The 24,304-nt window shown below is 39.8% G+C and carries 29 protein-coding genes; 9 read left to right on the plus strand and 20 right to left on the minus strand.

Annotation, left to right across the window (positions count from 1 at the left end; all coding sequences use genetic code 11):
- Positions 1 to 16: 16 nt before the first annotated feature.
- Positions 17 to 607, minus strand: coding sequence for a peptidylprolyl isomerase (locus tag ACFSX4_RS06550; RefSeq protein WP_377772758.1), 591 nt, complete (start codon positions 605 to 607; stop codon positions 17 to 19).
- A gap of 198 nt (positions 608 to 805) precedes the next feature.
- On the opposite strand from ACFSX4_RS06550, the gene ACFSX4_RS06555 reads away from it, so the two are divergent.
- From ACFSX4_RS06555 to mnhG (ACFSX4_RS06585), 7 genes are read left to right on the plus strand one after another with little or no spacing between them, the layout of a single operon-like run.
- Positions 806 to 3,205, plus strand: a complete 2,400-nt coding sequence (locus tag ACFSX4_RS06555) for a Na+/H+ antiporter subunit A (RefSeq protein WP_377772760.1) — start codon at positions 806 to 808, stop codon at positions 3,203 to 3,205.
- Positions 3,189 to 3,668, plus strand: a complete 480-nt coding sequence (locus ACFSX4_RS06560; RefSeq protein ID WP_377772762.1) for an MnhB domain-containing protein — start codon at positions 3,189 to 3,191, stop codon at positions 3,666 to 3,668. The genes ACFSX4_RS06555 and ACFSX4_RS06560 overlap by 17 nt, the downstream gene beginning before the upstream one ends.
- Before the next feature lie 2 nt (positions 3,669 to 3,670).
- Complete coding sequence (locus tag ACFSX4_RS06565; RefSeq protein ID WP_377772764.1) at positions 3,671 to 4,012, plus strand: Na(+)/H(+) antiporter subunit C; 342 nt, start codon at positions 3,671 to 3,673, stop codon at positions 4,010 to 4,012.
- Positions 4,005 to 5,498 carry a Na+/H+ antiporter subunit D gene (locus ACFSX4_RS06570; protein WP_377772766.1) on the plus strand — a complete coding sequence of 498 codons (1,494 nt, stop codon included), beginning with the start codon at positions 4,005 to 4,007 and terminating at the stop codon, positions 5,496 to 5,498. Before ACFSX4_RS06565 ends, ACFSX4_RS06570 begins: the two co-directional genes overlap by 8 nt.
- Positions 5,499 to 5,978, plus strand: a complete 480-nt coding sequence (locus ACFSX4_RS06575) for a Na+/H+ antiporter subunit E (protein ID WP_377772768.1) — start codon at positions 5,499 to 5,501, stop codon at positions 5,976 to 5,978.
- Positions 5,975 to 6,274: a Na(+)/H(+) antiporter subunit F1 gene (locus ACFSX4_RS06580; RefSeq protein ID WP_377772770.1), complete on the plus strand. Its 300-nt coding sequence runs from the start codon at positions 5,975 to 5,977 to the stop codon at positions 6,272 to 6,274. The genes ACFSX4_RS06575 and ACFSX4_RS06580 overlap by 4 nt, the downstream gene beginning before the upstream one ends.
- Positions 6,267 to 6,626 (plus strand): monovalent cation/H(+) antiporter subunit G, encoded by a 360-nt coding sequence (gene mnhG / locus ACFSX4_RS06585; RefSeq protein WP_377772772.1) that lies wholly within the window; start codon positions 6,267 to 6,269, stop codon positions 6,624 to 6,626. Before ACFSX4_RS06580 ends, mnhG (ACFSX4_RS06585) begins: the two co-directional genes overlap by 8 nt.
- A gap of 43 nt (positions 6,627 to 6,669) precedes the next feature.
- Here mnhG (ACFSX4_RS06585) and ACFSX4_RS06590 read toward each other — a convergent pair whose 3' ends face one another.
- From ACFSX4_RS06590 to ACFSX4_RS06615, 6 genes are all read right to left on the minus strand, one after another.
- Positions 6,670 to 7,062, minus strand: coding sequence for a PaaI family thioesterase (locus ACFSX4_RS06590; RefSeq protein WP_377772774.1), 393 nt, complete (start codon positions 7,060 to 7,062; stop codon positions 6,670 to 6,672).
- Positions 7,046 to 8,527, minus strand: a complete 1,482-nt coding sequence (locus tag ACFSX4_RS06595; RefSeq protein ID WP_377772776.1) for a leucyl aminopeptidase — start codon at positions 8,525 to 8,527, stop codon at positions 7,046 to 7,048. The genes ACFSX4_RS06590 and ACFSX4_RS06595 overlap by 17 nt, the downstream gene beginning before the upstream one ends.
- 13 nt (positions 8,528 to 8,540) lie before the next feature.
- Positions 8,541 to 8,861 carry a YuiB family protein gene (locus ACFSX4_RS06600; protein ID WP_377772778.1) on the minus strand — a complete coding sequence of 107 codons (321 nt, stop codon included), beginning with the start codon at positions 8,859 to 8,861 and terminating at the stop codon, positions 8,541 to 8,543.
- Positions 8,862 to 8,926: 65 nt separating this feature from the next.
- Positions 8,927 to 10,138, minus strand: a complete 1,212-nt coding sequence (locus tag ACFSX4_RS06605; RefSeq protein WP_377772780.1) for an NAD(P)/FAD-dependent oxidoreductase — start codon at positions 10,136 to 10,138, stop codon at positions 8,927 to 8,929.
- A gap of 130 nt (positions 10,139 to 10,268) precedes the next feature.
- Positions 10,269 to 10,628, minus strand: coding sequence for a HesB/IscA family protein (locus ACFSX4_RS06610; RefSeq protein ID WP_377772782.1), 360 nt, complete (start codon positions 10,626 to 10,628; stop codon positions 10,269 to 10,271).
- A gap of 112 nt (positions 10,629 to 10,740) precedes the next feature.
- The gene (locus ACFSX4_RS06615) at positions 10,741 to 11,013 is read right to left on the minus strand and encodes a YuzB family protein (protein ID WP_377772784.1); all 273 of its coding nucleotides are present in this window, start codon (positions 11,011 to 11,013) and stop codon (positions 10,741 to 10,743) included.
- 111 nt (positions 11,014 to 11,124) lie between these two features.
- Between ACFSX4_RS06615 and ACFSX4_RS06620 the strand changes: the two genes are divergently transcribed.
- Complete coding sequence (locus ACFSX4_RS06620) at positions 11,125 to 12,186, plus strand: NAD(P)/FAD-dependent oxidoreductase (RefSeq protein ID WP_377772786.1); 1,062 nt, start codon at positions 11,125 to 11,127, stop codon at positions 12,184 to 12,186.
- 55 nt (positions 12,187 to 12,241) lie between these two features.
- Here the strand turns inward: ACFSX4_RS06620 and ACFSX4_RS06625 are convergent, their stop codons facing one another.
- A complete protein-coding gene (locus ACFSX4_RS06625) occupies positions 12,242 to 12,484 on the minus strand; it encodes a NifU family protein (protein WP_377772788.1) in 243 nt (80 codons plus the stop codon).
- Between the two features lie 96 nt (positions 12,485 to 12,580).
- On the opposite strand from ACFSX4_RS06625, the gene ACFSX4_RS06630 reads away from it, so the two are divergent.
- Positions 12,581 to 12,904, plus strand: a complete 324-nt coding sequence (locus ACFSX4_RS06630; protein ID WP_377772790.1) for a YuzD family protein — start codon at positions 12,581 to 12,583, stop codon at positions 12,902 to 12,904.
- Positions 12,905 to 13,044: 140 nt separating this feature from the next.
- Here ACFSX4_RS06630 and mnhG (ACFSX4_RS06635) read toward each other — a convergent pair whose 3' ends face one another.
- The 12 genes from mnhG (ACFSX4_RS06635) to ACFSX4_RS06690 all read right to left on the minus strand — a co-directional run bounded on the left by mnhG (ACFSX4_RS06635) (position 13,045) and on the right by ACFSX4_RS06690 (position 24,241).
- Positions 13,045 to 13,434, minus strand: coding sequence for a monovalent cation/H(+) antiporter subunit G (gene mnhG, locus ACFSX4_RS06635; RefSeq protein ID WP_377772792.1), 390 nt, complete (start codon positions 13,432 to 13,434; stop codon positions 13,045 to 13,047).
- The gene (locus tag ACFSX4_RS06640) at positions 13,409 to 13,696 is read right to left on the minus strand and encodes a Na(+)/H(+) antiporter subunit F1 (protein ID WP_377772794.1); all 288 of its coding nucleotides are present in this window, start codon (positions 13,694 to 13,696) and stop codon (positions 13,409 to 13,411) included. Before ACFSX4_RS06640 ends, mnhG (ACFSX4_RS06635) begins: the two co-directional genes overlap by 26 nt.
- Before the next feature lie 2 nt (positions 13,697 to 13,698).
- Positions 13,699 to 14,175, minus strand: a complete 477-nt coding sequence (locus ACFSX4_RS06645) for a Na+/H+ antiporter subunit E (RefSeq protein WP_377772796.1) — start codon at positions 14,173 to 14,175, stop codon at positions 13,699 to 13,701.
- A 5-nt stretch (positions 14,176 to 14,180) separates the two neighbouring features.
- Positions 14,181 to 15,665, minus strand: coding sequence for a Na+/H+ antiporter subunit D (locus ACFSX4_RS06650; RefSeq protein ID WP_377772798.1), 1,485 nt, complete (start codon positions 15,663 to 15,665; stop codon positions 14,181 to 14,183).
- Complete coding sequence (locus ACFSX4_RS06655; protein WP_377772800.1) at positions 15,658 to 15,996, minus strand: Na(+)/H(+) antiporter subunit C; 339 nt, start codon at positions 15,994 to 15,996, stop codon at positions 15,658 to 15,660. The genes ACFSX4_RS06650 and ACFSX4_RS06655 overlap by 8 nt, the downstream gene beginning before the upstream one ends.
- Complete coding sequence (locus ACFSX4_RS06660) at positions 15,984 to 16,427, minus strand: Na(+)/H(+) antiporter subunit B (RefSeq protein ID WP_377772802.1); 444 nt, start codon at positions 16,425 to 16,427, stop codon at positions 15,984 to 15,986. The genes ACFSX4_RS06655 and ACFSX4_RS06660 overlap by 13 nt, the downstream gene beginning before the upstream one ends.
- The gene (locus ACFSX4_RS06665; RefSeq protein WP_377772804.1) at positions 16,424 to 18,841 is read right to left on the minus strand and encodes a Na+/H+ antiporter subunit A; all 2,418 of its coding nucleotides are present in this window, start codon (positions 18,839 to 18,841) and stop codon (positions 16,424 to 16,426) included. Before ACFSX4_RS06665 ends, ACFSX4_RS06660 begins: the two co-directional genes overlap by 4 nt.
- A gap of 207 nt (positions 18,842 to 19,048) precedes the next feature.
- Complete coding sequence (locus tag ACFSX4_RS06670) at positions 19,049 to 19,717, minus strand: ABC transporter ATP-binding protein (RefSeq protein ID WP_377772806.1); 669 nt, start codon at positions 19,715 to 19,717, stop codon at positions 19,049 to 19,051.
- A gap of 1 nt (position 19,718) precedes the next feature.
- Positions 19,719 to 20,819, minus strand: a complete 1,101-nt coding sequence (locus ACFSX4_RS06675) for an ABC transporter permease (RefSeq protein ID WP_377772808.1) — start codon at positions 20,817 to 20,819, stop codon at positions 19,719 to 19,721.
- On the minus strand, positions 20,816 to 22,033 hold the full coding sequence (locus tag ACFSX4_RS06680) for an ABC transporter permease (protein WP_377772810.1): 1,218 nt from the start codon (positions 22,031 to 22,033) through the stop codon (positions 20,816 to 20,818). Before ACFSX4_RS06680 ends, ACFSX4_RS06675 begins: the two co-directional genes overlap by 4 nt.
- A gap of 18 nt (positions 22,034 to 22,051) precedes the next feature.
- Positions 22,052 to 23,617, minus strand: coding sequence for a hypothetical protein (locus ACFSX4_RS06685; RefSeq protein ID WP_377772812.1), 1,566 nt, complete (start codon positions 23,615 to 23,617; stop codon positions 22,052 to 22,054).
- An 81-nt stretch (positions 23,618 to 23,698) separates the two neighbouring features.
- Positions 23,699 to 24,241 (minus strand): biotin transporter BioY, encoded by a 543-nt coding sequence (locus ACFSX4_RS06690; RefSeq protein ID WP_377772814.1) that lies wholly within the window; start codon positions 24,239 to 24,241, stop codon positions 23,699 to 23,701.
- Between the last annotated feature and the right edge of the window lie 63 nt (positions 24,242 to 24,304).

A 24,304-nucleotide genomic window follows, 5' to 3' on the forward strand; every position in this document is an offset into this window, starting at 1 on the left:
TGCGCCTTAATTATAATTATTTTGAAATTTCTATCGTATTAATCACGACATCTTCAACAGGCTTATCCTGTGCACCAGTCTCAACTTTTGAAATTTCATCTACAATATCGAGACCCTCAACGACATGCCCGAATACTGTATGACGCTGATCAAGCCAAGGTGTCCCGCCGTTTTCAGTGTATGCTTCTATGATTTCTTTCGGGTATCCTGCACCTTCAAGCTGACCGAGCATCTGTGCCGGTACTTCACTGAGCTGTACAATAAAGAACTGACTGCCGTTTGTTCCGGGACCTGCATTGGCCATAGACAATGCACCTTTTAAGTTGAATGCTTCTCTTGAAAATTCATCTTCAAATGAACCGCCCCAGATACTTTCACCGCCCATGCCGGTACCTGTAGGGTCTCCGCCCTGAATCATGAAATCTTTGATGACTCTATGGAAAATCTGGCCGTCATAGTAGCCGTTCTCTGCATGAGTTACAAAGTTCTCTACAGTTTTTGGTGCAATATCTTTGAATAACTTCACAGTGACATCACCGTGGTTTGTCTTGAATACTGCCTTTACTTCATTTTCACCAATATCTTTTGTCAACTGACGATAAGTCATAAAAAAGTCCTCCTAATAATTTCAAAAATTTCAATTCCAACACTGAAATTTTGTGATAATTTTGTGTCGAAATACGGTCTTCCAGTACATATTACTACATTAACTTGCAAAATATCAATTCTAATTCATTTATTTCAAAAGTTCATTGGTGTATAATTTTAGATATAATGTGCAAATTTTAATAAGGAGGAAAATCGTTTGACGTTAATACACCTTGCTGTATTGTTACCGTTAATTGCAGCGGTAATTATCGGTATACTCTATCATTATTATAAGAAAATTCATCTCGGTTGGTTTGTTTTACCAGTTCCACTTTTTATAGTTATCTATTTATTTACACTCATCCCAACCATCAGCCAATCCGGTGCAATTCATGAAACTCTTAATTTCATGCCGAGAATTGGTATTAATTTTGACATTTATGTTGACGGTCTCGGACTGTTATTTGCAATTTTAATTTCCGGCATAGGTGCATTAGTTGTCTTGTATTCCATAGGTTATCTGTCTCAAAAAGAGAACCTTGGAAATTTTTATGTGTACCTGTTAATTTTTATGACCGCAATGCTTGGTGTGGTCTTAAATGACAATGTCATCATGCTTTATCTATTTTGGGAACTGACTTCTATTTCAAGTTTCCTCTTAATCGCTTTCTGGCATAAAAAAGAACGTTCGCTGTACGGAGCACAAAAATCTATGCTCATCACAATGTTCGGCGGATTCTTGATGCTAGGCGGATTTATCACACTGTATACAATTACAGGGACTCTAAGTATCAGAGAGATGATTTCATCAATGCCGTTAATAGCGGACAGCTCTCTCGCGCCGCTTGCGATTATCCTGATACTGTTCGGTGCATTTACTAAATCTGCACAGTTCCCGTTTTATATCTGGCTTCCGGATGCAATGGAGGCACCGACGCCTGTCAGTGCATACCTTCACTCAGCAACTATGGTTAAAGCAGGACTTTATATTGTCGCCCGTTTTACACCGCTTTTTGCATTCTCAGAGCTTTGGGTATGGACAGTACTTCTTGTCGGCCTGTTTACTTTATTCTGGGCAGCATTCAATGCTGTTAAGCAGGATGACTTAAAAGGTGTTCTCGCCTTCTCAACAGTCTCCCAGCTCGGTTTAATCATGTCGCTTCTTGGTGCCGGTGCACTCGCTGTATCAACGGGTGCAGATGAAACACTGTTTACCATTGCAGTTGTTGCAGCTGTCTTCCATTTAATCAATCACGCAACATTTAAAGGTGCACTATTCATGCTTGTCGGTATTATCGACCATGAGACAGGCACAAGAAGCCTAAAAAAACTCGGCGGTCTCGCAGGCCTGATGCCTGTTTCAATGACCTTAACGATTATCACATCGCTTTCAATGGCAGGAATTCCACCGTTTAACGGTTTCCTCTCCAAAGAAATGTTTCTTGAAGCAATCATTGATTTAAGAGAGTCCGGCTTCAGTGCGATTGCAGATTTTCATATCTTGTTCCCGATTCTTGCAATTGTAGGAAGTATTTTTACTCTCGTCTATTCAATCATATTGTTCAGAGGTGTATTCTTCGGTAAGAGAACACATGATACACCAAAAGAACCGCATGAAGCACCGATGCTCATGCTCATCTCTCCGATAATCCTGACTGCTTTCGTCATCATTATCGGGCTCTGGCCGAATATTTTGTCACAGTCAATTATCGATCCTGCAGCAATGGGGATTTTAAATACGACTGAGGCACTTAACACAAACATCTATCATTGGCACGGATTTGATTCTCCTGCACTGTGGGCAACAGTTGCAATTATCTCATTCGGATTAATTATGTATATATTCCGCCATGCATGGATGCCTGTATATAAACTGCAGAGTGAAAATTTCACTTTAAACTATTTATATGATCAGGGACTTATCTATTCAAGTATCGGTGCAAAAAAATTAACCGACTCTTATATGACCGGCTATATCAGAACATACATTTTCTATATTTTCATCGGCTTCATCGCCCTGTCTGCCATTACATTCTACAATGCCGGACTTCGCTTTGATTTTTCAGATGTTGCGCCGGTTGGTATAGAAGACGTACTGATTGTGCTGATTATTATTGCAGCCACTATTACAATAATGTTTACGAAATCCAGACTTGTTACTATCGTGATGCTCAGTGCCATCGGATTTTCCGTATCTATTCTGTTCATCTTATTCCGCTCTGCGGACCTGGCATTAACTCAGCTTGCTGTTGAATCCATACTGACTATATTATTCCTGCTGTGCTTCTTCTATCTTCCGAAAAGAGCACGTCATGAAGAGCGTATGCGGTTTAAATTAAACAACTTCCTGATTTCGGCAGGTGTCGGACTGATTACAATCATTATCGGTCTTGCTGCATATTCCGACCGGATATTTGAATCGGTCAGTGAATATCATATTGAACATGTATATGATCTCGCGGCCGGCGGAAACATGGTTAACGTCATTCTTGTTGACTTCCGTGGGCTCGATACTTTATTTGAAACACTGGTATTTGGTATTGCCGGTCTCGGAATTTATGTTCTATTGAAATTCAGAGTAAACAGAAAGGGTGATAACGATGAAGAGCACACTTAAAAAAGCCGGATATAATAAAGTTCACAAACAGATGAATGACGTCTTTCTGCAGTTCACTGCTAAAGTGGTTTTCTTGATTATCATGATGTACTCAATCAATCTGTTTTTCGCCGGACACTATACGCCGGGAGGCGGCTTTGTCGGAGGACTCCTGTGTGCAGCGAGTATTATTCTTTTACTTGTTGCCTTTGACAGAAAAATTATTGGTGACATGTTAAAGGTAGACTTCAGAACGATCATTTATATCGGTCTTGCAATTGCAATTGTCGTTCCCGGACTTTTATTCCTGTTCGGTGAACCGTTCTTTACGCACCAGCACACTTATATTCACCTTCCTGTATTCGGTGAGATCCCGATTCATACGGCTATGTTTTTCGATTTAGGTGTGTACCTGACAGTTGCAGGTGCAACAGTTTTAATCATTATACTTTTAGCAGCTGGTGAATTAGGAGGCAAAAAATAGTAATGGAAATTATAATTATTATATTAGCCGGAATTTTAGTCGGTGCTTCTGTCTATCTGATGCTCTCAAAAAGTGTAATTAGAATTGTTGTGGGAACTAACATTTTGACCCACGCTATTCTCCTGATGGTTCTATCCATGGGACAGTTGAAACGCGGAAGTATCCCGGTATTAGAAGACGGTGTTGAAAGTTATGCAGACCCTCTGCCGCAGGCGATGCTTTTAACTGTTATTGTTATTTCATTTGCATTAACAGCCTACATGCTCGTTGTTGCCATCCGCACATATAAAGAACTCGGTACTGACAACGTAGAAGAGATGAAGGGGGTGCCTGAGGATGATTGATATATTATTAACACTTGGTTTTGTTATTCCGTTCTTTTTCGGTGTCGTCATGCTCTTTGTCGGCAGAAAAAAAATATTTGCACAGCGTATTATTGCTGCACTGACCAGTGTTCTAATGGTTCTTACAGGTTTAATTCTTGTCTATATGGTATATCATAACGGTGTACTTGCTACATCTATTGGTAACTGGGAAGCACCTTACGGAATAAATGTTGTAATCGATATGATTTCAGCGCTTCTCATTTTAACAACCTCACTGGTTACTTTGGCGGTTGTAATATACTCTTTCCAGACTATTGGAAAGGATCGCGAACGATACTATTATTATCCAATGGTTATGTTTATGATTTCAGGTGTAATCGGTGCATTTTCAACGGGTGACATATTTAATATGTTTGTTTTCTTTGAAGTCTTTTTACTGGCCTCATATGTTTTAATTACACTCGGCGGCACGAAGATTCAAGTGCAGGAAGGGTTTAAATACCTGTTAATTAACGTGATCGCATCGAATTTCTTTGTTCTTGCTGTTGCTTATCTGTACTCGGTTGTCGGATCTTTAAACTTTGCAGATATTCACAATAAACTGAGCGGTTATGAAGGTAACCTTGCTGTAATCAGTATCATCTCAGTTGTATTTCTTCTCGTATTCGCTGCAAAAGCCGGATTGTTCCCATTTTACTTCTGGCTGCCCGGCTCATATTACGCACCGCCGATGCCGATATTAACGCTGTTCGGTGCTCTGCTGACAAAAGTCGGTATTTATGCAATAGCGAGAACGTACTCTCTCTTCTTTATTGATAACATTGCTTTCACACATCAAATGCTGATGATGCTTGCCGCAGCAACCGTTATAATGGGAAGTATTGGTGCAATAGCTTATACTGATATGAAGAAAGTGCTGATTTATAATATTATTATTGCTGTCGGTGTCATTGTTCTTGGTTTATCCATGATGGATCAAACAGGCTCTATCGGAGCATTATACTATTTAGTACACGATATGATTATTAAAGCAGCATTGTTTATGCTGATTGGATTTATTATTTACAGAACCGGTCATACACGTGCAGAAAATACCGGCGGGCTGATAAAAGTCCATCCCTGGACAGGCTGGATGTTCCTAATCGCAACTCTGGCACTTGCAGGTGTACCGCCTTTATCAGGATTTTACGGAAAGTTTTATATCGTTCAATCTTTAATTCTGAATGGTCATATTATTTCAGCAATTATCGTATTAGTTTCGAGTCTCGCTGTCCTCTACTCTGTAATCAGAATATTTATCATGGTATTCTGGGGAGAGGAAATGGATTTTACAAAATTAAAGCCGATTAAGTATGATAAAATTTTATTTGCATCATTTGCGATGGTTATATTAGCAGTCGTCTTTGGATTATGTGCGGACACATTATATCCGCTGTTTGAAATGGCTGCACAATCTCTTTATGATCCATCCACTTATTCCAGTATTTTAGTGGAGGTAGATTAAATGGCATTACAAATTTTAGTTAACATTATTCTCGCATTTTTATGGGTTCTGACTGTTTCGGAACTTAATCTGGGTACATTGCTTACAGGTTATATTATAGGTATTCTCCCTATTTATATGATGCGCCGGTTTTTCCCGGGTACATTCTATCTGCGGAGATTTTACTTTATCATTAAATTATTTTTTATATTTATCTGGGAAATGATTAAGGCAAATTATGATTTGTTTAAAATCATCTTGTCCCCGAAAATAGATATTCACCCCGGTTTCTTTGCTTATCCTTGTGATTTAGAAGAAGAATGGGAAGTATCTCTGTTGTCTGCTCTTATCTCGCTCACACCAGGTACAGTGATTGTCGCAATTTCCGACGATTTTTCTGTCCTGTACATTCATGGTATTGATTTAGTCGATGCTGATGAATATATTAATGAAATCAAGAAAAACTTTGAAGATGTTATAAAAGAGGTGGCTAAACCATGACTACTGTATTAGATATCGTTGTGATTCTCAGTCTCATTATTCTGTCCATCTCTTTAGCCGGGCTGATTTTCCGAATGATTAAGGGACCGTCACTCCATGATAAACTTGTAGCACTCGATACTTTTGGTGTAATGCTGATGGGGATGATTGCTTTAATTTCTGTCATGGTTGGTACTGCACAATATGTTGCTGTTATTCTTTTAATCGGTGCACTGGCATTCATCTCAACTGTTGCATTTGCGAAATATCTGGAAAGGAATGTGCTTATTCATGATGATAGAGATCTTGATGACTAGCCTCATCTCAATCCTTTTACTTGGCGGATCGCTGGTCACATCATTTTCAATGATTGGTATTGTGCGTCTTCCTGATATGTATTCCCGTTTACATGCAGCAACAAAAGGAGCAACACTCGGTGTCATTATGCTGATGCTCGGTACCTTCTTCTATTTCTGGTATGTCAAAGGCGAGATTGATTCGCAGATTCTGCTTGCTGCTGTATTTATTTTAATTACTGCACCGGTCAGCGGTCATATGCTTTCAAGAAGTGCCTTCCACGCCGACGTAGAACCTTATAAACTCACTGTGCTTAACGAGTTAAGACGTGATGAAACAGGTACTGATGTTGAAGATGACGTTGAAGATTAATTTATATTGAAAAAAGCATCGCGCAAATTTGCGCGATGCTTTTTTATCTTTTCTTTTTAACTGCCATTGTACATCTTGATACACATACAAGTGCATCGTTCTCATCTGTAATATCAATATTCCATACTTGAGTACTTCTGCCCTGGTGACGTACTTCTGCTTCAGCATACAGCACGCCGTCCTTTTTAGTAGAAATATGATTGGCGTTAATTTCCATGCCGAATGTAATCTCATCATCTTTAATCAGACGCGCCGCCCCTAAGGATGCTGCGGTCTCTGCAAGTACGACATTCGCACCGCCGTGCAGGTAGCCGAACGGCTGAAGTACCTTTTCAGTGACCGGCATCTTCATGACCATCCTGCCAGGTTCCTCATTAACTATTTCGATATCAAGAAGACCAATCAGTCCTGTATGTTCATTATTTTCTCGTGGCATATTCACTCTCCAGATACTTTACAATTGTACGGATGTGAACACCCGTCGGCCCTGCAGGGCTGAAAGAAGTTTCCCTGCCGGTGGTTGCAGTACCTGCAATATCAAAATGCATCCACGGGGTTCCGTTTGCAAACTGTTTAATAAAACCTGCGGCAAATGAAGCTCTGCCCTGACTTTCAACATGGTTGGTAAAGTCTGCAATTTTTGACGATTTCACTTTCTTTTCCTCTACTTCATCAAGCGGCAGTCTCCAAAGCGACTCACCTAACTCTTCGGCAAAGTCAAATACCGGTGACAGCAGGAGCTGGTCTTTATTCGTAAATACACCCGTCCGTTCTGCACCGATCGCAGCAATCACTGCGCCTGTCAGTGTCGCAAAATCCAATATCACGCTTGGCGAATACTGTGATGCATGGAAGACCGCATCAGCAAGCACGAGGCGTCCTTCTGCGTCTGTATTTTTTACTTCTACAGTGTGACCGCTGTATGCTTTAAATACATCATCCGGCTTCATTGCATTACCGTCAATCATATTTTCAGCAAGTGCAATGACACCTACAACGTGTACCGGCAGACCGAGCTTCACAATTGCATAAAGCATTCCAGTCACATTCGCCCCGCCGCATAAATCATATTTCATTTCAGGCATTCCCGTTTTTGATTTAATGGAATAACCGCCTGAATCATAAGTAATCCCTTTGCCGACTAACGCAACAGGCTTATGGTCGCGGGCATCCGGATGTTTGTATTCCACAGTCACAAGCCTCGGCTTGTTTACAGACCCTTTGCCGACCGCTGTAATTAAACCGTAGCCTTCTTCTTCAAGCACCTCATGTGTTTTCACTTCACCGGTCACATGTTCTGATTCTTTGAATAGATCAATAATATATTCAGAGAACGCTTTTGGTGTCATAAAATTCGGCGGTGTTTCAGCAATATCGCGTGATATATTGACGCCTTCACCTATCACCTGTCCCTGTACTGTATCATCTGATATGTCACCTTCAGTAACGACTGTCACAGAAAGTACCGGCGGTGCTTCATTATCCTGTTTATAATTGCTGAACTCATATGTACTGACCTGTGACATATAACCGAGTGCTTCCGCTCTCTTTTCAGGAAGCGGGAAGGATTCCAGCATAAACTGGCACGATGATGTTTTTGTGCGTTTTAAATATTTAAAGATTTTCCCGAACAGCTGGTGAAGTTTTTTAATCGTTACAGCAGATGAGTCTCCGAGACCGACAGTAACCACTTTTTTAATTTCCGTCTGAATCATCACAGCTGTCGTTGAAATTTCTCCAAAAGATGTTTCCAGTATTTTATTCTCTACTAAATCTTTCAACTGCCCGTTTAATAAAATATCCATTTCTTCCACTGAAGGAATATCAGATAAGTTATTAGGCAGCCCGATAATAATCGGTCCTTCTACCGCTTCGTATCTTTCCGAGTAATTAAATTCCATCCTATCATCCCTCCTAGAACATTTGATATCCGGCTTTTCGCAAATAACGGATTGTGTATCCCGCTGCGATGATTCCCACAAATCCGCTTCCAAGCATTAAAATGTCAGGCAGTGACAAATTAATAATGCCTTCCCATGCTGCACTGAATGATTCTCCCGGATTTGTAATGTAGGCGTATGTTGATATGCCGTCCATTAAAAAAATTACGATGAACGGATAGACAAATGCCATCAGCCATGTCACTTTAAGTATCATGTTTAAAATAAAACTAATGCCGTAAAACAAGACAAAGAAAAGCAGCATGGATACTATTAACTGAACAATAATTGCCATGTGTTGTGCCTCCAAAAAAAGCATGGGCACTTATATGCCCATGCCGTTGTTATATCATCAATCTATTAAAATAATTTACCTTTTGAGTACGCAAGGAACGGTCCGCCGATTTTAAAGATTGCTCTTGAATCGATTACACGTTTCATGAACGCTGCTTTTTTACCTTTGATTTCACGTCCGAGTGCAATACCGATACCATCACTTGAACCTAAAGAACATACTGTTCCTTTATCATCATATTTGAAAGATTTAAGCTTTTCGCCTTCTAATTTCAATTTGATATTTTTCGCTGTATGCTCACCGAGCTGCATTGCAATCTGTGCAGTTGTCGGGTAAGGTCTTGCATCCGCACCTTCACCGTTCATCACAGCTGCAACGTCACCGATAACGAAGATATTGTCATACCCTTCAATTGTCAGGTCCTGCTTCGTTACAATACGTCCGCGTTTAACACCGTCAAATGATGCTTCCATCAGTCTTGAACCGCGTACACCTGCTGTCCAGATGACGTTATTTCCTTCAAGCTGCTTTTCAGTATCATTCTGTTTAACAACAAAACCTTTTTCATTTGTTGCAACAATCGGTGTACCGATCAGGAATTCCACACCGCGTTTTTCAAGGTATTCCTGTGCATACTTCCCTAAATGTTCAGGGAACATCGGCAGCATAGAAGGCATTGCTTCAACACAAGTTACTTTTACTTTGTTGTAATCAATTTTGTGCTTTTTAGTCAGTTCCGGAAGACTTTCAACAAGTTCACCAAGGAATTCTATTCCTGTGAATCCTGCTCCGCCTACAAGAATTGAAAGATCGTTGTCATCACCGGACTGTTTATAGTTCGCAAAATTCTCTTCGATTTCTTTACGAACCGCTGATGCAGTCTGTGGATTCACGATGGACTGTGCATGCTCTTCCATACCCGGAATACCGAATGTTTCACTTTCAAATCCGAGAGCTACAACAAGAATGTCAAATTCAAAGTCGCCCTGATTCGTTTCTACACGCTTCTCATCTTTATGAATCGCAGTCACTTCAGCAGGTACAAACTTAACCTTCTGAGCATCAACTACTTTACTGATTGGATATGTTCCATCTTCCCAGTTGATTGTGCCTGCCGCTGTTTCATGAAGCCATGTCGCTTCATAGTGATATTCGTTTTTATTGATTAATGTAATGTCTGCATCTTGGAAGCCAATTAATTTCTGCAACTTTGAAACTGTCTGTAACCCAGCGTATCCAGCACCTAGTACAAGAACTTTCTTTCTTTCAAAACTCATTGAACTGTCACCTTTTCCTAAATTAATTATATGGTATAGTCAAAAATAAGACCGCTAATATTAATTACAATAATATCATAACTAATATTAGCGATTTAGAGATTACTTTTCAAGTATTTTTGTGATTTTATTAGCAATTTTCCGGTGTTCCGGCATTCTGTTTTGTTCTGAATGAAGCACCGCAGCCGCAGGACAGCATCGCATTGGGATTATCTATCGTAAATCCGCCGCCCATTAAAGACTGTTTAAAATCAATTACCGTGCCGTCAATCACAGCAACATCCTTTTTAGCAACCAGTACTTTCACACCGTGAAATTCATATTCTATATCGTTGTCAGATTTATCTGTCTCTGCAGCCATCCCGTATGTGAGGCCGGTACAACCGCCGCCCTGCACTTTAAATCTGAGGAAGCCGTCTGACATATCATTCTTTTCAAGCATATCTTTAACTTCATATGCCGCACTTTCCGTCAACGTAATATTTGACATACTCCTCACTCCTTCAATACTTTCAATTATATATGACATGAAATCATAGCTCAAACTATCTGATTAATTTCCTGTTTGTTCTTCAGAAAATCATGTATCTGTTTCAGGGACTTTATTTCAAATCATCGAACATATCATACAACTTATCCTGTTTGTCCTGCTGCCTTTCAATTCTTTTATATATTTTATCTTCCAGTTTGTCCGGCTCTTTCGCACTGACCAGTTCACCGTCTACGAGCGCAAAGAAAGACTTGCTGCAAAGTCCGCAGTTATTTGTACATTCATAATCGACACAGTCAATACCCTCAGCCTGCTCCAGGCGTTTAAACACTTCTTCTGTGCCCTTTAACATATTCGAATTACAAAATTCAACCAGGCTGAACATTTGTATGACCTCCTCTGATTCTTTCTGTTTACATTTATATGAAGATTCGTTTGTAGTTTATAGTTTTTACAATTATACTGTACATAGAACATAATACATAAAGGTGATGACATGAAAAAAATAGTTTGTCTCGGCGGCGGCTACGGTAATTTAAGAATCATCCAGAAATTACTGCCCAAACTGCCGAAAGATTATTCAATTACTTTAATCGACAGAAATCCCTATCAAGGGGTTAAAACCGAATATTACGCTTTAGCTGCAGGAACTAAAAGCGAAAAGGAAGTCCGTGTACAATTTCCAAAAAATGATGCTGTTGAACTGTTGTTTGGGAAAGTCACACACATTGATTTAAGCGGTAAATTTATTACGCTTGAAGATGAAAACATTCATTATGACTACCTGGTTATCGGTCTCGGGTGTATCGATAAGTACCACGAAATTCCGGGTGCAGAAGCACACACATACGGCATCCAGACTTTAAATGACTCAAGAGAGACATTTAACGCCATCGGCGCACTGAAGCCGAACGCTTCTGTCGGTATCGTCGGTGCGGGCCTTTCCGGCATCGAAATCGCAAGCGAACTGCGTGAAGCAAGAAGCGATTTGAAAATAAAATTATTTGACCGCGGCGACCGTATTCTTCCGATGTATCCTGTCCGCTTAAGTAATTACGTAAAAACCTGGTTTACAGACAATGATGTTGAAATCATTCCATATTCCAATATCGTTAAAGTCGAACCGCACAAAGTTTATAATAATGAAGACTCACACGACCTTGACATCTGTATCTGGACTGCGGGTGTGCAGCCTGTTGAAGTGGTCCGTAATCTGCCCGTTGAGTTCGGTGTCGGCGGACGTGTAGTGTTAAACCAGTACCACCAGATTCCAGACTATGAAGATGCATTTGTAGTCGGTGACTGTGCAGCTTTGACACATGCACCGTCAGCACAGGTTGCTGAAAGCCAGGGCGAACAGATTGCCGATGTCCTTCAAATATTGATGAAGGGCGACCCACTGCCTGAAACGATGCCTGACATTAAATTAAAAGGCGTTCTCGGCTCCCTTGGTTCAAAAGAAGGCTTTGCCTATTTAAAAGAACGTACTGTAACAGGACGTATCGCACGTATGCTTAAAAGCGGTGTCCTCTGGATGTATAAACTCGGCGGTAAATAACTGAATCTATAAAGTAAAACCACCAAATTCAAATTTGGTGGTTTTGTAGTTTCAATTAAAATACCTGCTCAATTTCTACAAACCCCGGTACTTCTTCAAGCATTGCACGCTCAATACCAGCCTTTAAAGTAATTGTAGAACTTGGGCACGTTCCGCATGCACCGAGTAAACGTAATTTTACTACGCCGTCTTCTACATCTACAAGCTCACAGTCACCGCCGTCACGTAAAAGAAACGGTCGGAGCTTCTCTATAACTTCCTCAACTTGTCCATACATTGTATCCTGATCAGTTGTCATTTAATTCACTCCTATCAAATCTTACGAAAAATAATCTATATATATTATAATAGATTTAAGAAGAAAAATCTATCATCTGAAAGGCGGAGTTTAACTTTGAAATATGTTGTGAATGTTTACGGCCGTGAGACAGTATGTGCGAGCTGTGTGAATGCGCCCGGATCACAAGAAACGTATGAATGGCTGGAAGCTCTTTTAACACGCAAATATCCGGACCGCACATTCAACTTTAATTATATTGATCTAGACCACACAGAGAATCTCTCGGACTTTGATGAATCTATTATAGAACAGATTAATGAAGATGAACTTTTTTATCCGCTTGTTGCCATCAATGATGAGGTGCTGCAGGATGGTTACGTTCAAATCAAACCAATACAAAAATGGCTTGACCGCACGGAAAACGAGATGCAGACGTAAATTTCATATAATAAAGAAGCCCTTGTCTGTAAACCATTATTAAACACGAAAGACACTGTATGATTTAAATCATACAGTGTCTTTCTTTAATATGACATTTCAAAACTTAAAACTCATATATCGGTGTTAAACTCTGAAATCTATTTTTTTGTACCGTCCTTGACATCATCGCTTCTTATCTGCTGAAAATCCTGCATATGTTCAGCTTTTGCGAGGTCATCCTCTACTGTGTTCTTCTCAAGAGGTACACCTGTGCGGTAAGCAGAACGGTTAATCATCAATGCCGACAGCGGTGCAGTCATAAACACAAAGATAATCGCCAAAAATATTTTAAAATTAAACTCACCCTGCGGGATGAAAAATATCAGTGTAGCAAGCATCAGACTGACTATACCGAGTGTCGCACTCTTGCCGGCAGCATGCATTCTGCTGTAAACATCTTTTAAGCGGACAACACCGAACGAACTGACCAGTGTAAAAAAAGTACCGATTAATATAAATATACTAACTATTATCTCTGTTACGGTCAATGACAGCACCCCTCTCAATAAATTTTGAAAGTGTTACTGTCCCGACAAATGCCAATATTCCGAGAACCAGCACAACATCAGAATACGCAATTGTATTCTGCAGAATCATGATTAATCCGATAAAGCCGACTAATGTGATGCCGATTGAATCAAGTGCGAGAATACGATCATTCACTGAAGGACCAAGTACTGCCCTTACTAAAAACAAGACAAGAGAAATCGATATTCCTATGAGACCAATATATAGAATTATGTTAAACATTTCTATTTAGTCACCTCCAAAATCGCCTTTTCAAGACTGTCCCTGATGTCTGCAATCATCTCAATTTTATTGGGTACATCCAGCGAATGCACATATATTTTTTTATTATCCAGTGAAAAGTCCATAGAGACAGTTCCCGGTGTGAGAGAAATTAATGCTGCGAGTGTCGCGATTTCGAAGTTTGTTTCAAGCCTTGTATCTACTTCGACAATCCCCGGTTTATTATGCAGTTCTCTACTCATAACCACTTTCAATACATCCAAGTTAGCCTTTATTAATTCCCGGATAAAAATCAGTATTAATTTTATAAACGCCCAGGTTTTTCTGAAATAAAAGTCGAATCCAAGAAAGTACCTTAGAATATAAAGCACGAATATCCCTATAATATAGCCGAATAAAAAATTCGAAAACGTTAAGCTGTTATGCAAAAACATCCATATGATGGCGATGAGTAAATTGACTATAATTTGAAATGGCATGACATCTACTCCTTTAAGACCGCATCTATATAATTAGACGGCTCCATGATTTGTTCTGCAATAACCAATGAATACTGGAAGACATATTCTGCTCCAAATCCTAAGATTACCGATAAGGCAACAAGCGGCGCAACAGGCAGTAAGAGTTTATTTACACTGATTTTCGACTGTTCTTCTGTCAATTTGTTCTTACCCCAGAAGACATAAGAGAAAATTTTAATCATCGAGAATAAAGTCAACAGTCCAACCAGTAATGCAACTGCTGAAATAACATACTGCCCCTCTTCAAAACCGGATAAAATAATCGGGAATTTACTGAAGAATCCGCTGAGCGGCGGAATCCCGGCAAGCGATACTGCACTGATAAAGAAGAACCAGGCAAGAAGCGGATGTGATTTCAACATCCCGCCCATCTGTTTAATATCCGTCGTACCGGTGACTTTCTGCGTCGCACCGGACAGCAGGAATAGTGCAGTTTTTACGAACATATGGTGGACAATATAAAATATCGCACCCGCAACAGCAAGCGGCGTAAATATTCCGAGACCCATAACCATATATCCCACCTGACTGATGATGTGATAACTCAATATCCGTTTAAAATCAAATTGGGATACTGCACCGAGTACACCAAGAAGCATGGTGAAACCGGCAATCGTCACAATTACACCTTTATGTGTAAATTCAGGTTCATGGTAAAAAATCAATGTGAATGTACGGATAATCGCGTATATTCCGACTTTGGTCAACAGACCGCCGAACAATGCAGCAATGGCTGCAGGCGGACCGAAATACGATTTAGGAAGCCAGAAATACAGTGGAAATAATGCCCCTTTTGTCGCAAAAACGATGAGCAGCATGATTCCAATGACCGTCAGCGTTCCTGTCTGACCTGCTTCAGCAATTCTTTCCGACAAATGCGCCATGTTCAAAGTTCCTGTAACTGAATAAAGCCAGGCAATCGCAACAACAAACAGTGCTGAAGCAAAAACATTAATGATCACATATTTAAAAGATTCTCTCAGCTGATATTTGCTGCTCCCGTTGACAATTAAAACATAGGAAGACAACAGCATAACCTCGAAGAATACAAACAGGTTGAAAATATCACCTGTTAAGAATGAGCCGTTTACTCCGATAAGTAAGAAGAAATAAAACGGATAAAAGAAGAATTTCTCCCGTTCTTTTGAGATTGTCCCGTAAGCAAAGAATAAACATGCGGCACTCAGTATACTTGTAATCAACAGCATAAGAGCTGCCAGGTTATCAAGAACTAATATAATTCCGTAAGGGGCTTCCCAGTTTCCTGCTGCAAGGGTCACTGTCCCTTCATAAAATGCAATATGTGCCAGATAAGCAGAAATAGCGATTAAAGCCAGTACTCCGATTCCGCTCAGTACCCGCTGCAGTTTCGTATGCTTATAAAAGATGACTAATATTGCCCCGATTAAAAATGGGAAAACGACCGGTAAAATAATTAAATTACTCATCTTTTGCCCCTTTCAATTCCTCTAAATCCACTGTCTTATGGGCTTTATATGTCTTATAGCCCATGACTGCAAGCAGTGATGTGACTCCAAACGCAATAACGATAGCAGTCAGTATAAGTGCCTGAGGCAATGGATCTGTATATGAAGATTCTTCTAATGATAACAACGGAGGTGCACCCGTCTGAAGTCCTGCCATTGTCAGCAGGAGAAGATGCACACCATGTGAAATTACGAGTGTGCCGATGATGACACGGATTAAGTTCCTTGACATCATCAAGTAAACTGCGACTGCGAATATAATACCTATGACAACTGACATTAAGATTTCCATGTATCATCATCCTCCGCAATCGTAGAAATAATCGTAAGTGCTGCACCAACAACTACCAGATAAACACCCAGGTCAAAGACCAGTGCCGTTGTAAGCTCTACCTCCCCGAATATCGGAAAGCTGAAATAATCAAAAAACTGAGTCAGGAAAGGATATCCGAATATTACAGAAATCACACCTGTTACAGCGCCAAACAAAAGCCCGAGACCAATCAGCATAATGAAATTGAGTGGTATCACTTTTGTGATCGATTTTAAATCAAATACCAAATACAGCACTACTATTGCACTTGCCGTCATTAAACCGCCGACAAAACCGCCGCCCGGAGCATTATGTCCGGCAAGGAAGATGTAGATTGAAAATGTAAATACAACTACTGCAATCAATTTCATAAATGTCTGCAACATCATATTATTCGGTGTCTGCTTCATACATCTTCACCTTCTTTAATCTTGAGTTTAATAATCGAGTACACTCCAAGTGATGCGATTCCGAGCACTAATATTTCAAGCATTGTATCCAGGCCACGGAAGTCGACTAAAATCACGTTAACAATGTTGTATCCGCCGGCGAGTATTTTCGAGTAATCTACATAGTACTGAGAAATAGATTCGAACCCGATAATGTTTCCGGTTGAATATGCACTTAAAGAGACCAGCGTAATCATTACACCAACACTTGCAGCAACAATGATTTTCAATATTTTCATGACCGGCTTCTCAACATCTTTCGTTAAATTAGGAAGATGGTAAAATACCAGCATAAAAAGTACAACCGACACTGTTTCAATTAACAGCTGTGTTAACGCAAGATCCTGCGCTCTGAATACAACAAACATAAATGCCACAACATATCCTGCTACACCGGTCAGTATAATGGCTGTCAATCTGTTTTTCACAAAAAGCAGTAAAACAACAGATGCGGTCAAAAGACCAATCACAATCCACATATACGGTTCCACAGGCGAGATATTTTCAAGATGGAATGAAAAACCATCAAATTTAAACATTGTATAGAATATGAGACCGACTATAAATAAACACATGTAGATAAAATAGTCTCTCAGTCTTCCGGTCATCTGGACTCTTGTTATTTTTTGTGAGCCTGTAATTAAACCATCATATCCCTTGTCATAAACTGCATTAAAAATATCATTCTCTTTTTGATATATACCAAACTGAGACCATTTCTTCATTGTCATATACAGCAGTATGCCGATAACAATAACTCCAAGTGTCATCATCAGTTCAAGATTAAATCCGTGCCAGTGGTAGATATCTACGTGGAATCTTTCTCCGTCACTGAGTACACCGTTTAAAATAGACTGCATTGCCGGTTCTATCATAGTATATCCGACAATATTCGGGAAAAAGCTCAGAGCAAGCACTGCAATAATCAGAACAACCGGACTGATCAGCATTCCGACAGGTGCTTCGTGAACGTGCTTATTCGGCAGACGTTCCGGCTTAAATTCACCTGTAAATGTTCTAAAGAAAATAATTGCAGAATACAATAATGTAAATATGCTGGCGATCCAGGCAATCACGGGAAGAAGCATTCCGAATGTATCGGCATTCCACATTGAATAGTCCGTGACATTAACCATAGCAGTAAAGAACAGCTCTTTACTTAAGAAACCGTTAAACGGCGGCAGACCCGCCATCGCTGCAAGACCAATGAAAGCAATGGTTGCCGATACCGGCATTATTGTCATCAATCCGCCGAGTTTGCGAATATCTCTTGTCCCTGTCTCATGATCAACAATACCCGCCATCATAAATAGAGCACCTTTAAATGTCGCGTGGTTCAGAAGATGGAACACTGCTGCGAGAATCGCAGTGGTGTAAAGTGCATTATCCCCATACATATAATAGAATGCGGCACTTCCTGCACCAATCATGCTCATTATCATCCCAAGCTGACTGACAGTTGAGAAAGCAAGAAGACCTTTTAAATCTTTCTGTCTGACAGCAGATACAGAGCCCCATATCATTGTAATAATCCCGACAATAGAAATAATCCAGAACCAGTACTGGCTGCCCCCGAAAACAGGTGTAAACCTTGCTACAAGATAAATCCCTGCTTTTACCATTGTTGCCGAGTGAAGATAGGCACTGACAGGCGTCGGTGCCTCCATTGCATCCGGCAGCCAGATATGAAATGGAAACTGTGCAGATTTAGTAAATGCACCAAGCAGCACCAAAATCATTGCCGGCAGGAGAAGTGAATGCCCGAGAATGATATCACTGTTTTCGATAAGTGCCTGTATGCTGAACGTTCCACCCATTACGTACAGGAGCGAGAATCCGCCGAGCATTGATAAGCCGCCAAAAACTGTAATGTACATCGACTTTTGTGCACCGTAAATAGATTTTTCCTTAGTATACCAATAGCTGATTAAGAGAGAGGATGACACGCTGGTCAGCTCCCAGAAAACATATAAAACAATCAGGTTATCCGATGTTGTCAGCCCGAGCATCGCACCCATAAACATCAGCATGTATACGTAAAAATGATTCAGACGCTCTTTTTTATCCGACAGATAAAAAATGGAGTAAAGAATAACCAAAGTACCGATTCCGGTAATCAATAATGCAAATAATAAACTCCAGCCGTCAATGAAAATATCAAAATTAATCCCCAGTGAAGGCACCCATCTGAAACTTTCCATCACTGTTCCGCCACTTGATGTGATCGGAAGGTATGTTAAAAAATAAATAAATAATGACAGCGGTATAAAAAGTACAAACCATCCAGTATGTATCTGCTTAACGAATTTATATAAGAAAGGCACTAAAATCGCAAACAAGAATGGTGTGAGTACCGCAAGATGCAATAGCGTCATATCATTTCCCCCTGTAATGATTAAACTGTAAATTCAGTGAATTGTTCATCCCAATAAGAAAGAGTCTCTCCACTATAGACACATTTATCCTAGTGTGACAGACTCCTCCCGAAATTTCTTATTATATTTTACTGAATTTATAAACTCTATTTCTGATAAATATAATGTTCTCATAATTGCATTTATAATACAAGTGAAATCTGAAATTTATTGTAAAGCGGTTTCATTATTTTTACTCAGCAGATTTTGATAAAAATCATCCTCACCGATAATAACCACCCTGTCGCAAAGTGCTTCAATCTCATTCATATCATGCGAAATATAGATAATGGTCTTTCCTTCATCCACCGATAAAGATTTTAGCAAATGACCGATTTCTATCCTGGATTTCAAATCTATGCCCGCTGTCGGCTCATCAAGAAGCAGAAGTTTCGGATGATGAATCAGACTGACTGCGAGATTTAATTTTCTTTTCATTCCTCCGGACAAGTCATTCACCTTTGTATCAAAACGGGTGAGCTGCACACTGCCGATAATCTCTTTCAGCTCAGATTCAGTCCGCTTCACTGTCGATAATTTAGAGAAAAACTTCATGTTTTCCATAACTGTTAAATCTTCAAAAAGCGCTATGTCCTGAGGAACGTATCCAATTTCTTTTCTGATTTTCTTATATTCTTTCCGGTACAACTGACCATCCAGATAAATTTCTCCTTTTGAAGGCTTTAAAAGCGTGGTCAGTATTTTCAAGAGTGTGGATTTTCCGGCACCATTCTCTCCGATGAGGCCGATAATCTCACCTTTTTTTACTTCCATATTGAAATCTTTAAGTACCTCATGTTTTCCATAGCTTTTATAGACGTGACGTACACTTAACATTTCACACACCTCTTCTTTTCCAAATGAAAATGCAGCAGCTCAGTACCAGCAGCCAGAATAAATTCATACCTCCGTTTATAAACGACACAATGATATGAAAATCTAAAATATAAGGTACACGGATTAACGGCAGTAAAATCTCTATGCCGATTAAAACTGCTGTCATCAGTATTGCTGTACGGTAATATCCAATTAAACTTTTCGATAAAAGTGCCGTGACTAAGGCGGCCATGTTTAGTGCCAGCCTGAAGCACAGAAGCGGCACAAAATTGACAGATGTATCAAATATTAAAGAGAAAACAAGAAATGAAATCCAGTCAAACACCATCATCACTGCTGTATATAAAAGCATATTAAAAATTAAGTATGTCTTGTACGTCCATCTCATTGATATAAATCGTGAATATATGCCTTCTTTTCTCTCATTTACTATAAAATCAAACATAAACAGTGCAAACAACAATGATAAGTACGCCCAGATATGTACCGGATTCACACCTTCAGTTTCTTCAATTTGTTCTTCTCCCGAAAGTTCGAAAGACTGTGTCACAAGATTAGTTTCACGCTCTGTCTGTTCAATCTGCTGTATCACTTCCGCTTCTTCCAAAACACTATCCGGTGCGTATATTTCTTTCATATCGAATATCTGCTCAACAGCATACAGCTCACCTAATTTCCCCTGAATCACAGATGCTGCCACTTCTTTTACCGGGTCATAGAAAAGTGAACGGTCGGTGTAATACGTCTCCACGATATTTCTTCTTACACCGTCTTCTATATTTTCCTCGAAATCTTCTGGAATAATAAACACACTGTCAAACTCATACTGTTCCATTGAATGCAGAACGCTGTCCGTCATACTTTCATCAAATATTTCCACATCCATATATTCACTGTCAATTAATGCCTCAATGACATCAGCGGTCATCTCCCCGCCTTCATCTTCTGCAATCACCGCAACAGGAATTCTGAAATCATCGCTCGTTCTGTTAATCACAGTGGTGAGAAGAACAGTTAAAAGTAAAGGAAGAACGAGCCATAACAGCAGTTTCCATACTTTATGCCTGACAAGAAGCCATCTCGTCTCAAGCAGTATTCTCATCGTCTGAAACGCTCCTTCCACAATGCAGAAGCAGCCAGACAAACACAAGCCGCAGCAGCAGTAATGATTAAAATATCCAGCTGATATGTATATCTGCCGTTTAATAAAATATTCTCTATCCAGTTGAGACTCTGAAAACTGTAGATGTAATCAAAAAACGCTGTAAAATAGACAGGGAAATACGCAGCCGGAACGACCGCACCCGCAAGAAACAGAATCAGTATTACTACCGCAATTTGAGCCATAAATTTTATTTTCATTGAAGGTATGACTAAATCAATAACTTCTACTATGAGGGCAGTCACTGTCACATGAAGTGAAATCAACACCATTACCCTGAAGAAATTTTCAGGAACAAGAGCCAAAACTTCAAATCGTGTCAATAAATAAAGAAATACAGTACTTACAGCCGTTACAGTAATCACTGTAACTAAGACTTTCGACACACTCTTCACAAAATCAGTGACCCCGAAAAGTCTCATTCTTGCCTCTATCTGTTCATTCACATCACGGCTCAGAACCATACTTAATATCAACACCCAGAGTGTCACTGTAATAAATAGTCCACTGACTAAGAAATAACTGCTCCCCTGGCCGATTCCCGGACTGATCTCGTGTTCATCCATCATATTCCTGCTTGATACGACCTGCAGAAAGTAATTAATGAAATGCTGGAAAATCATTTCGTGACGTTCTTCCATATCCATATCAAAAGATTTTGCATAATGGTTAATGGTTAGAATATTGGACTGGGATGACCTGATGTAGCGTACGATTGTATCCACAACTTCACTGACCAGGTAACTTTCAAGCTGTCGGTTTTGATTTCCGGTCACTCTTAGTTCACTTGATTGTCCGGCCATCATATCCTGATAAAAATGTTCAGGGAAAACAATATAACTGACAAGCTCATCCTCTGAAACGGCTGCCTCTGCCTCCCTTTCATCTAATTCAATCAAACGCAGACTGTCACTGATATCTGATGTATCTGACAGACTTGAAACAAGCACAGCGGTTTCCTCACTGTCATCCTGATTGACAATCCCGACTTCAAGTGTCCGTTCTTCAAACTGCATCAACTGTGTCAAAAGTACAACTAACAGAAAAATAAAAAGAAACGGAGAAACGAAAAGAAGAGGAAGTGATATCCACTTCCTCTTAATTCTGTTAAAGTCGTTGGCGATAAAAATGAAAAGACTGTGTATCGTTCTCATGTCAACCGCCCTCCTTAACTAGAAACCTCCAGGTTCCATACCACCAAAGTTCTCATTTACCCATGAGTCAAAGGCAGGACCAAAAGTATTTGTAAAGTAATCATTTAATTCTTCTTCACTCATTTGTCCGATATTCACTTCATTCGTTAAATCCGGAACACTGACGCTGTCCACTGTAACACTTTCCTGAGCAATATTAAGTGTTGCAGTATCTCTTGTGATGGATACACCGTCCTCAGCATAGATTGTATAATCTGCAGTTACCTGATCATCTTCATAAGTGGATTCTGATTCTAAGAAAATAGATAAGTTCTCCATTCCCTGGCCCATTGGGACATCGAGCTGAAGAGTTGAATTTACTGCATCACCGGAATTATCTTTAGTTGAAGTCAGAACAATATTTGAGTCTGCTTCACTGGTTGATAATGTGATTGTATCTTCAAAACCATTTTCCACTTCATTTAAATCTGCATTTATTGTGAAAGTCATCTCCTCAGTACCATCACCAAGTACTGCATTGTAATTCATGACATTTCCATTTTCTGATATTTCATTCGTACCATTTAAGTTTACTGTTGCAGTCGTATCATTATTAACCGTCGTAACATTCAAATCACGCTGTACAATATCATCACCATCCAGCCATATCACAGAGGAGAGGCCGTCCGGGAATCCGACATTCTGTACATCTTCTGCAGCAGTTCTGAGGCTGTCACTTACATTCGAACCGATTTGATCCGCTTCATCCTGAGGCATACCGATGCTTGATGCTGTCACCTGTGCCTGAATCATATTAATCAGTTCTTCATCATCCGCCATCTTGTTGAAAAGATCACTTAAAAATGTATGAATCTGCTCTTCTGATAAATTCATTGTCAGTTTTTCAGCATTAATCGTATTTTCACCGACTGTAATTTCTTCATTTTCAGACTCAAAAGCATCGTCCGGAAGCTGGTCATGGATATAAGACATATATTCATCTTCGATATATTCACGCTCAGTTTCACTCAGCATTTGATCATCGAAGAACACAGAGTAATCTATTTCCTCTTCTTCACTGAAAGCTGGATCCATCATGCTTAACAGTCCTGGTGCATCCGCTTCATTTAAAGTTAAGTATTCTTCAATAAACGGGAAAGTAATACCGGCGTTATCACCAGTTAAAAATAAATCCAGTCCGTCTACTGAAAATCCTGCAACATCTGCAGACAATGCAAATGTGGAAATTTCATCTTCCATGTCCGTACCTGTAGATATGTTAATCTCTGATCCGCTGATTAGTTCCGAAAGACCCATCTGCTGCAGCGAAGGATCATTGGATGATGCAGTAATATTCAAGTCCGTTTGCACCGGATTCTCCTGCATATATTCATACCATTCAAGTTCCTCGGAAAAACGCTCTTCAAAAATTTCAAACGTATTATCAATATCTGCTTTTTCAGAAAGCAGATAACTGTTTTTAGGTGTGTTAACCATTGACTGGAAGATGAAGTATCCGCCGATGCCGACAATTAACAGTACACCCACAACAATACCGACAATGAGGCCGGTTTTTGATTTTTTTGTCTCACTTTGTCCGTCCATAATTCTCACTCCTATTTATATAAGTTAAATTAATGATACCATAACAAATTTGTCAAATATATGGCGGACCGTACTTCTTTGTTAATTTACAGATATATTTAATCCTCTTCTCCTTAAAACTACAGCAAACATAGCAGTAAGCGTACCCACAATAATATCTTTAATAATGAATGGGATGACTGTAATCATCAGCGCTTCAATAATCCCGACAGGCGTACCGATAACAGTATTCATGATAAATACGAAATACAATGCACCGAACACGAAAATAATCAGCAGTGCGCTGTATGTATAGAGCAGTACCTGATAAAACGGGATTCCCGGCTTTGCACCGAAACCCGCAACAAATGCGGCAGGTATAAACCCTAATATGAATCCGAAACTTGGTGAGATAAATGAGCCGATACCGCCGCCTCCGGCAAACACCGGTACACCGGTGAGGCCGATTAATAAGTATACTGTTGCCGCTGCTGCTGACAATTTTGGTCCGAGGATGAGGGCAGTCAATAAAATCATCGGGGTCTGGAGAGTTATGGGAACAGGCCCGACCGGTATTCTAATCTGGGCACCGACTGAGATTAATGCAACAAATAAAGCGACATAAACCATATGTTTTATTTTCATTATGTAGACTCCTTATTATTCAATATGGTTTATCATAGCATTAAAAAACTCTATTGTTAACCT

The sequence above is a fragment of the Corticicoccus populi genome (genome assembly GCF_042686195.1).
In the GTDB taxonomy this organism is placed as follows: domain Bacteria; phylum Bacillota; class Bacilli; order Staphylococcales; family Salinicoccaceae; genus Corticicoccus; species Corticicoccus populi.

Coding starts and splice junctions, on each gene's coding strand:
- ACFSX4_RS06550 (WP_377772758.1), bottom strand. CDS start 607: ATGACTTATCGTCAGTTGACAAAAGATATTGGTGAAAATGAAGTAAAG.
- ACFSX4_RS06560 (WP_377772762.1), top strand. CDS start 3,189: ATGAAGAGCACACTTAAAAAAGCCGGATATAATAAAGTTCACAAACAG.
- ACFSX4_RS06565 (WP_377772764.1), top strand. CDS start 3,671: ATGGAAATTATAATTATTATATTAGCCGGAATTTTAGTCGGTGCTTCT.
- ACFSX4_RS06570 (WP_377772766.1), top strand. CDS start 4,005: ATGATTGATATATTATTAACACTTGGTTTTGTTATTCCGTTCTTTTTC.
- ACFSX4_RS06575 (WP_377772768.1), top strand. CDS start 5,499: ATGGCATTACAAATTTTAGTTAACATTATTCTCGCATTTTTATGGGTT.
- ACFSX4_RS06580 (WP_377772770.1), top strand. CDS start 5,975: ATGACTACTGTATTAGATATCGTTGTGATTCTCAGTCTCATTATTCTG.
- mnhG (WP_377772772.1), top strand. CDS start 6,267: ATGACTAGCCTCATCTCAATCCTTTTACTTGGCGGATCGCTGGTCACA.
- ACFSX4_RS06590 (WP_377772774.1), bottom strand. CDS start 7,062: ATGCCACGAGAAAATAATGAACATACAGGACTGATTGGTCTTCTTGAT.
- ACFSX4_RS06595 (WP_377772776.1), bottom strand. CDS start 8,527: ATGGAATTTAATTACTCGGAAAGATACGAAGCGGTAGAAGGACCGATT.
- ACFSX4_RS06600 (WP_377772778.1), bottom strand. CDS start 8,861: ATGGCAATTATTGTTCAGTTAATAGTATCCATGCTGCTTTTCTTTGTC.
- ACFSX4_RS06605 (WP_377772780.1), bottom strand. CDS start 10,138: ATGAGTTTTGAAAGAAAGAAAGTTCTTGTACTAGGTGCTGGATACGCT.
- ACFSX4_RS06610 (WP_377772782.1), bottom strand. CDS start 10,628: ATGTCAAATATTACGTTGACGGAAAGTGCGGCATATGAAGTTAAAGAT.
- ACFSX4_RS06615 (WP_377772784.1), bottom strand. CDS start 11,013: ATGTTCAGCCTGGTTGAATTTTGTAATTCGAATATGTTAAAGGGCACA.
- ACFSX4_RS06620 (WP_377772786.1), top strand. CDS start 11,125: ATGAAAAAAATAGTTTGTCTCGGCGGCGGCTACGGTAATTTAAGAATC.
- ACFSX4_RS06625 (WP_377772788.1), bottom strand. CDS start 12,484: ATGACAACTGATCAGGATACAATGTATGGACAAGTTGAGGAAGTTATA.
- ACFSX4_RS06640 (WP_377772794.1), bottom strand. CDS start 13,696: ATGTTTAACATAATTCTATATATTGGTCTCATAGGAATATCGATTTCT.
- ACFSX4_RS06645 (WP_377772796.1), bottom strand. CDS start 14,175: ATGCCATTTCAAATTATAGTCAATTTACTCATCGCCATCATATGGATG.
- ACFSX4_RS06650 (WP_377772798.1), bottom strand. CDS start 15,665: ATGAGTAATTTAATTATTTTACCGGTCGTTTTCCCATTTTTAATCGGG.
- ACFSX4_RS06655 (WP_377772800.1), bottom strand. CDS start 15,996: ATGGAAATCTTAATGTCAGTTGTCATAGGTATTATATTCGCAGTCGCA.
- ACFSX4_RS06660 (WP_377772802.1), bottom strand. CDS start 16,427: ATGAAGCAGACACCGAATAATATGATGTTGCAGACATTTATGAAATTG.
- ACFSX4_RS06665 (WP_377772804.1), bottom strand. CDS start 18,841: ATGACGCTATTGCATCTTGCGGTACTCACACCATTCTTGTTTGCGATT.
- ACFSX4_RS06670 (WP_377772806.1), bottom strand. CDS start 19,717: ATGTTAAGTGTACGTCACGTCTATAAAAGCTATGGAAAACATGAGGTA.
- ACFSX4_RS06675 (WP_377772808.1), bottom strand. CDS start 20,819: ATGAGAATACTGCTTGAGACGAGATGGCTTCTTGTCAGGCATAAAGTA.
- ACFSX4_RS06680 (WP_377772810.1), bottom strand. CDS start 22,033: ATGAGAACGATACACAGTCTTTTCATTTTTATCGCCAACGACTTTAAC.
- ACFSX4_RS06685 (WP_377772812.1), bottom strand. CDS start 23,617: ATGGACGGACAAAGTGAGACAAAAAAATCAAAAACCGGCCTCATTGTC.
- ACFSX4_RS06690 (WP_377772814.1), bottom strand. CDS start 24,241: ATGAAAATAAAACATATGGTTTATGTCGCTTTATTTGTTGCATTAATC.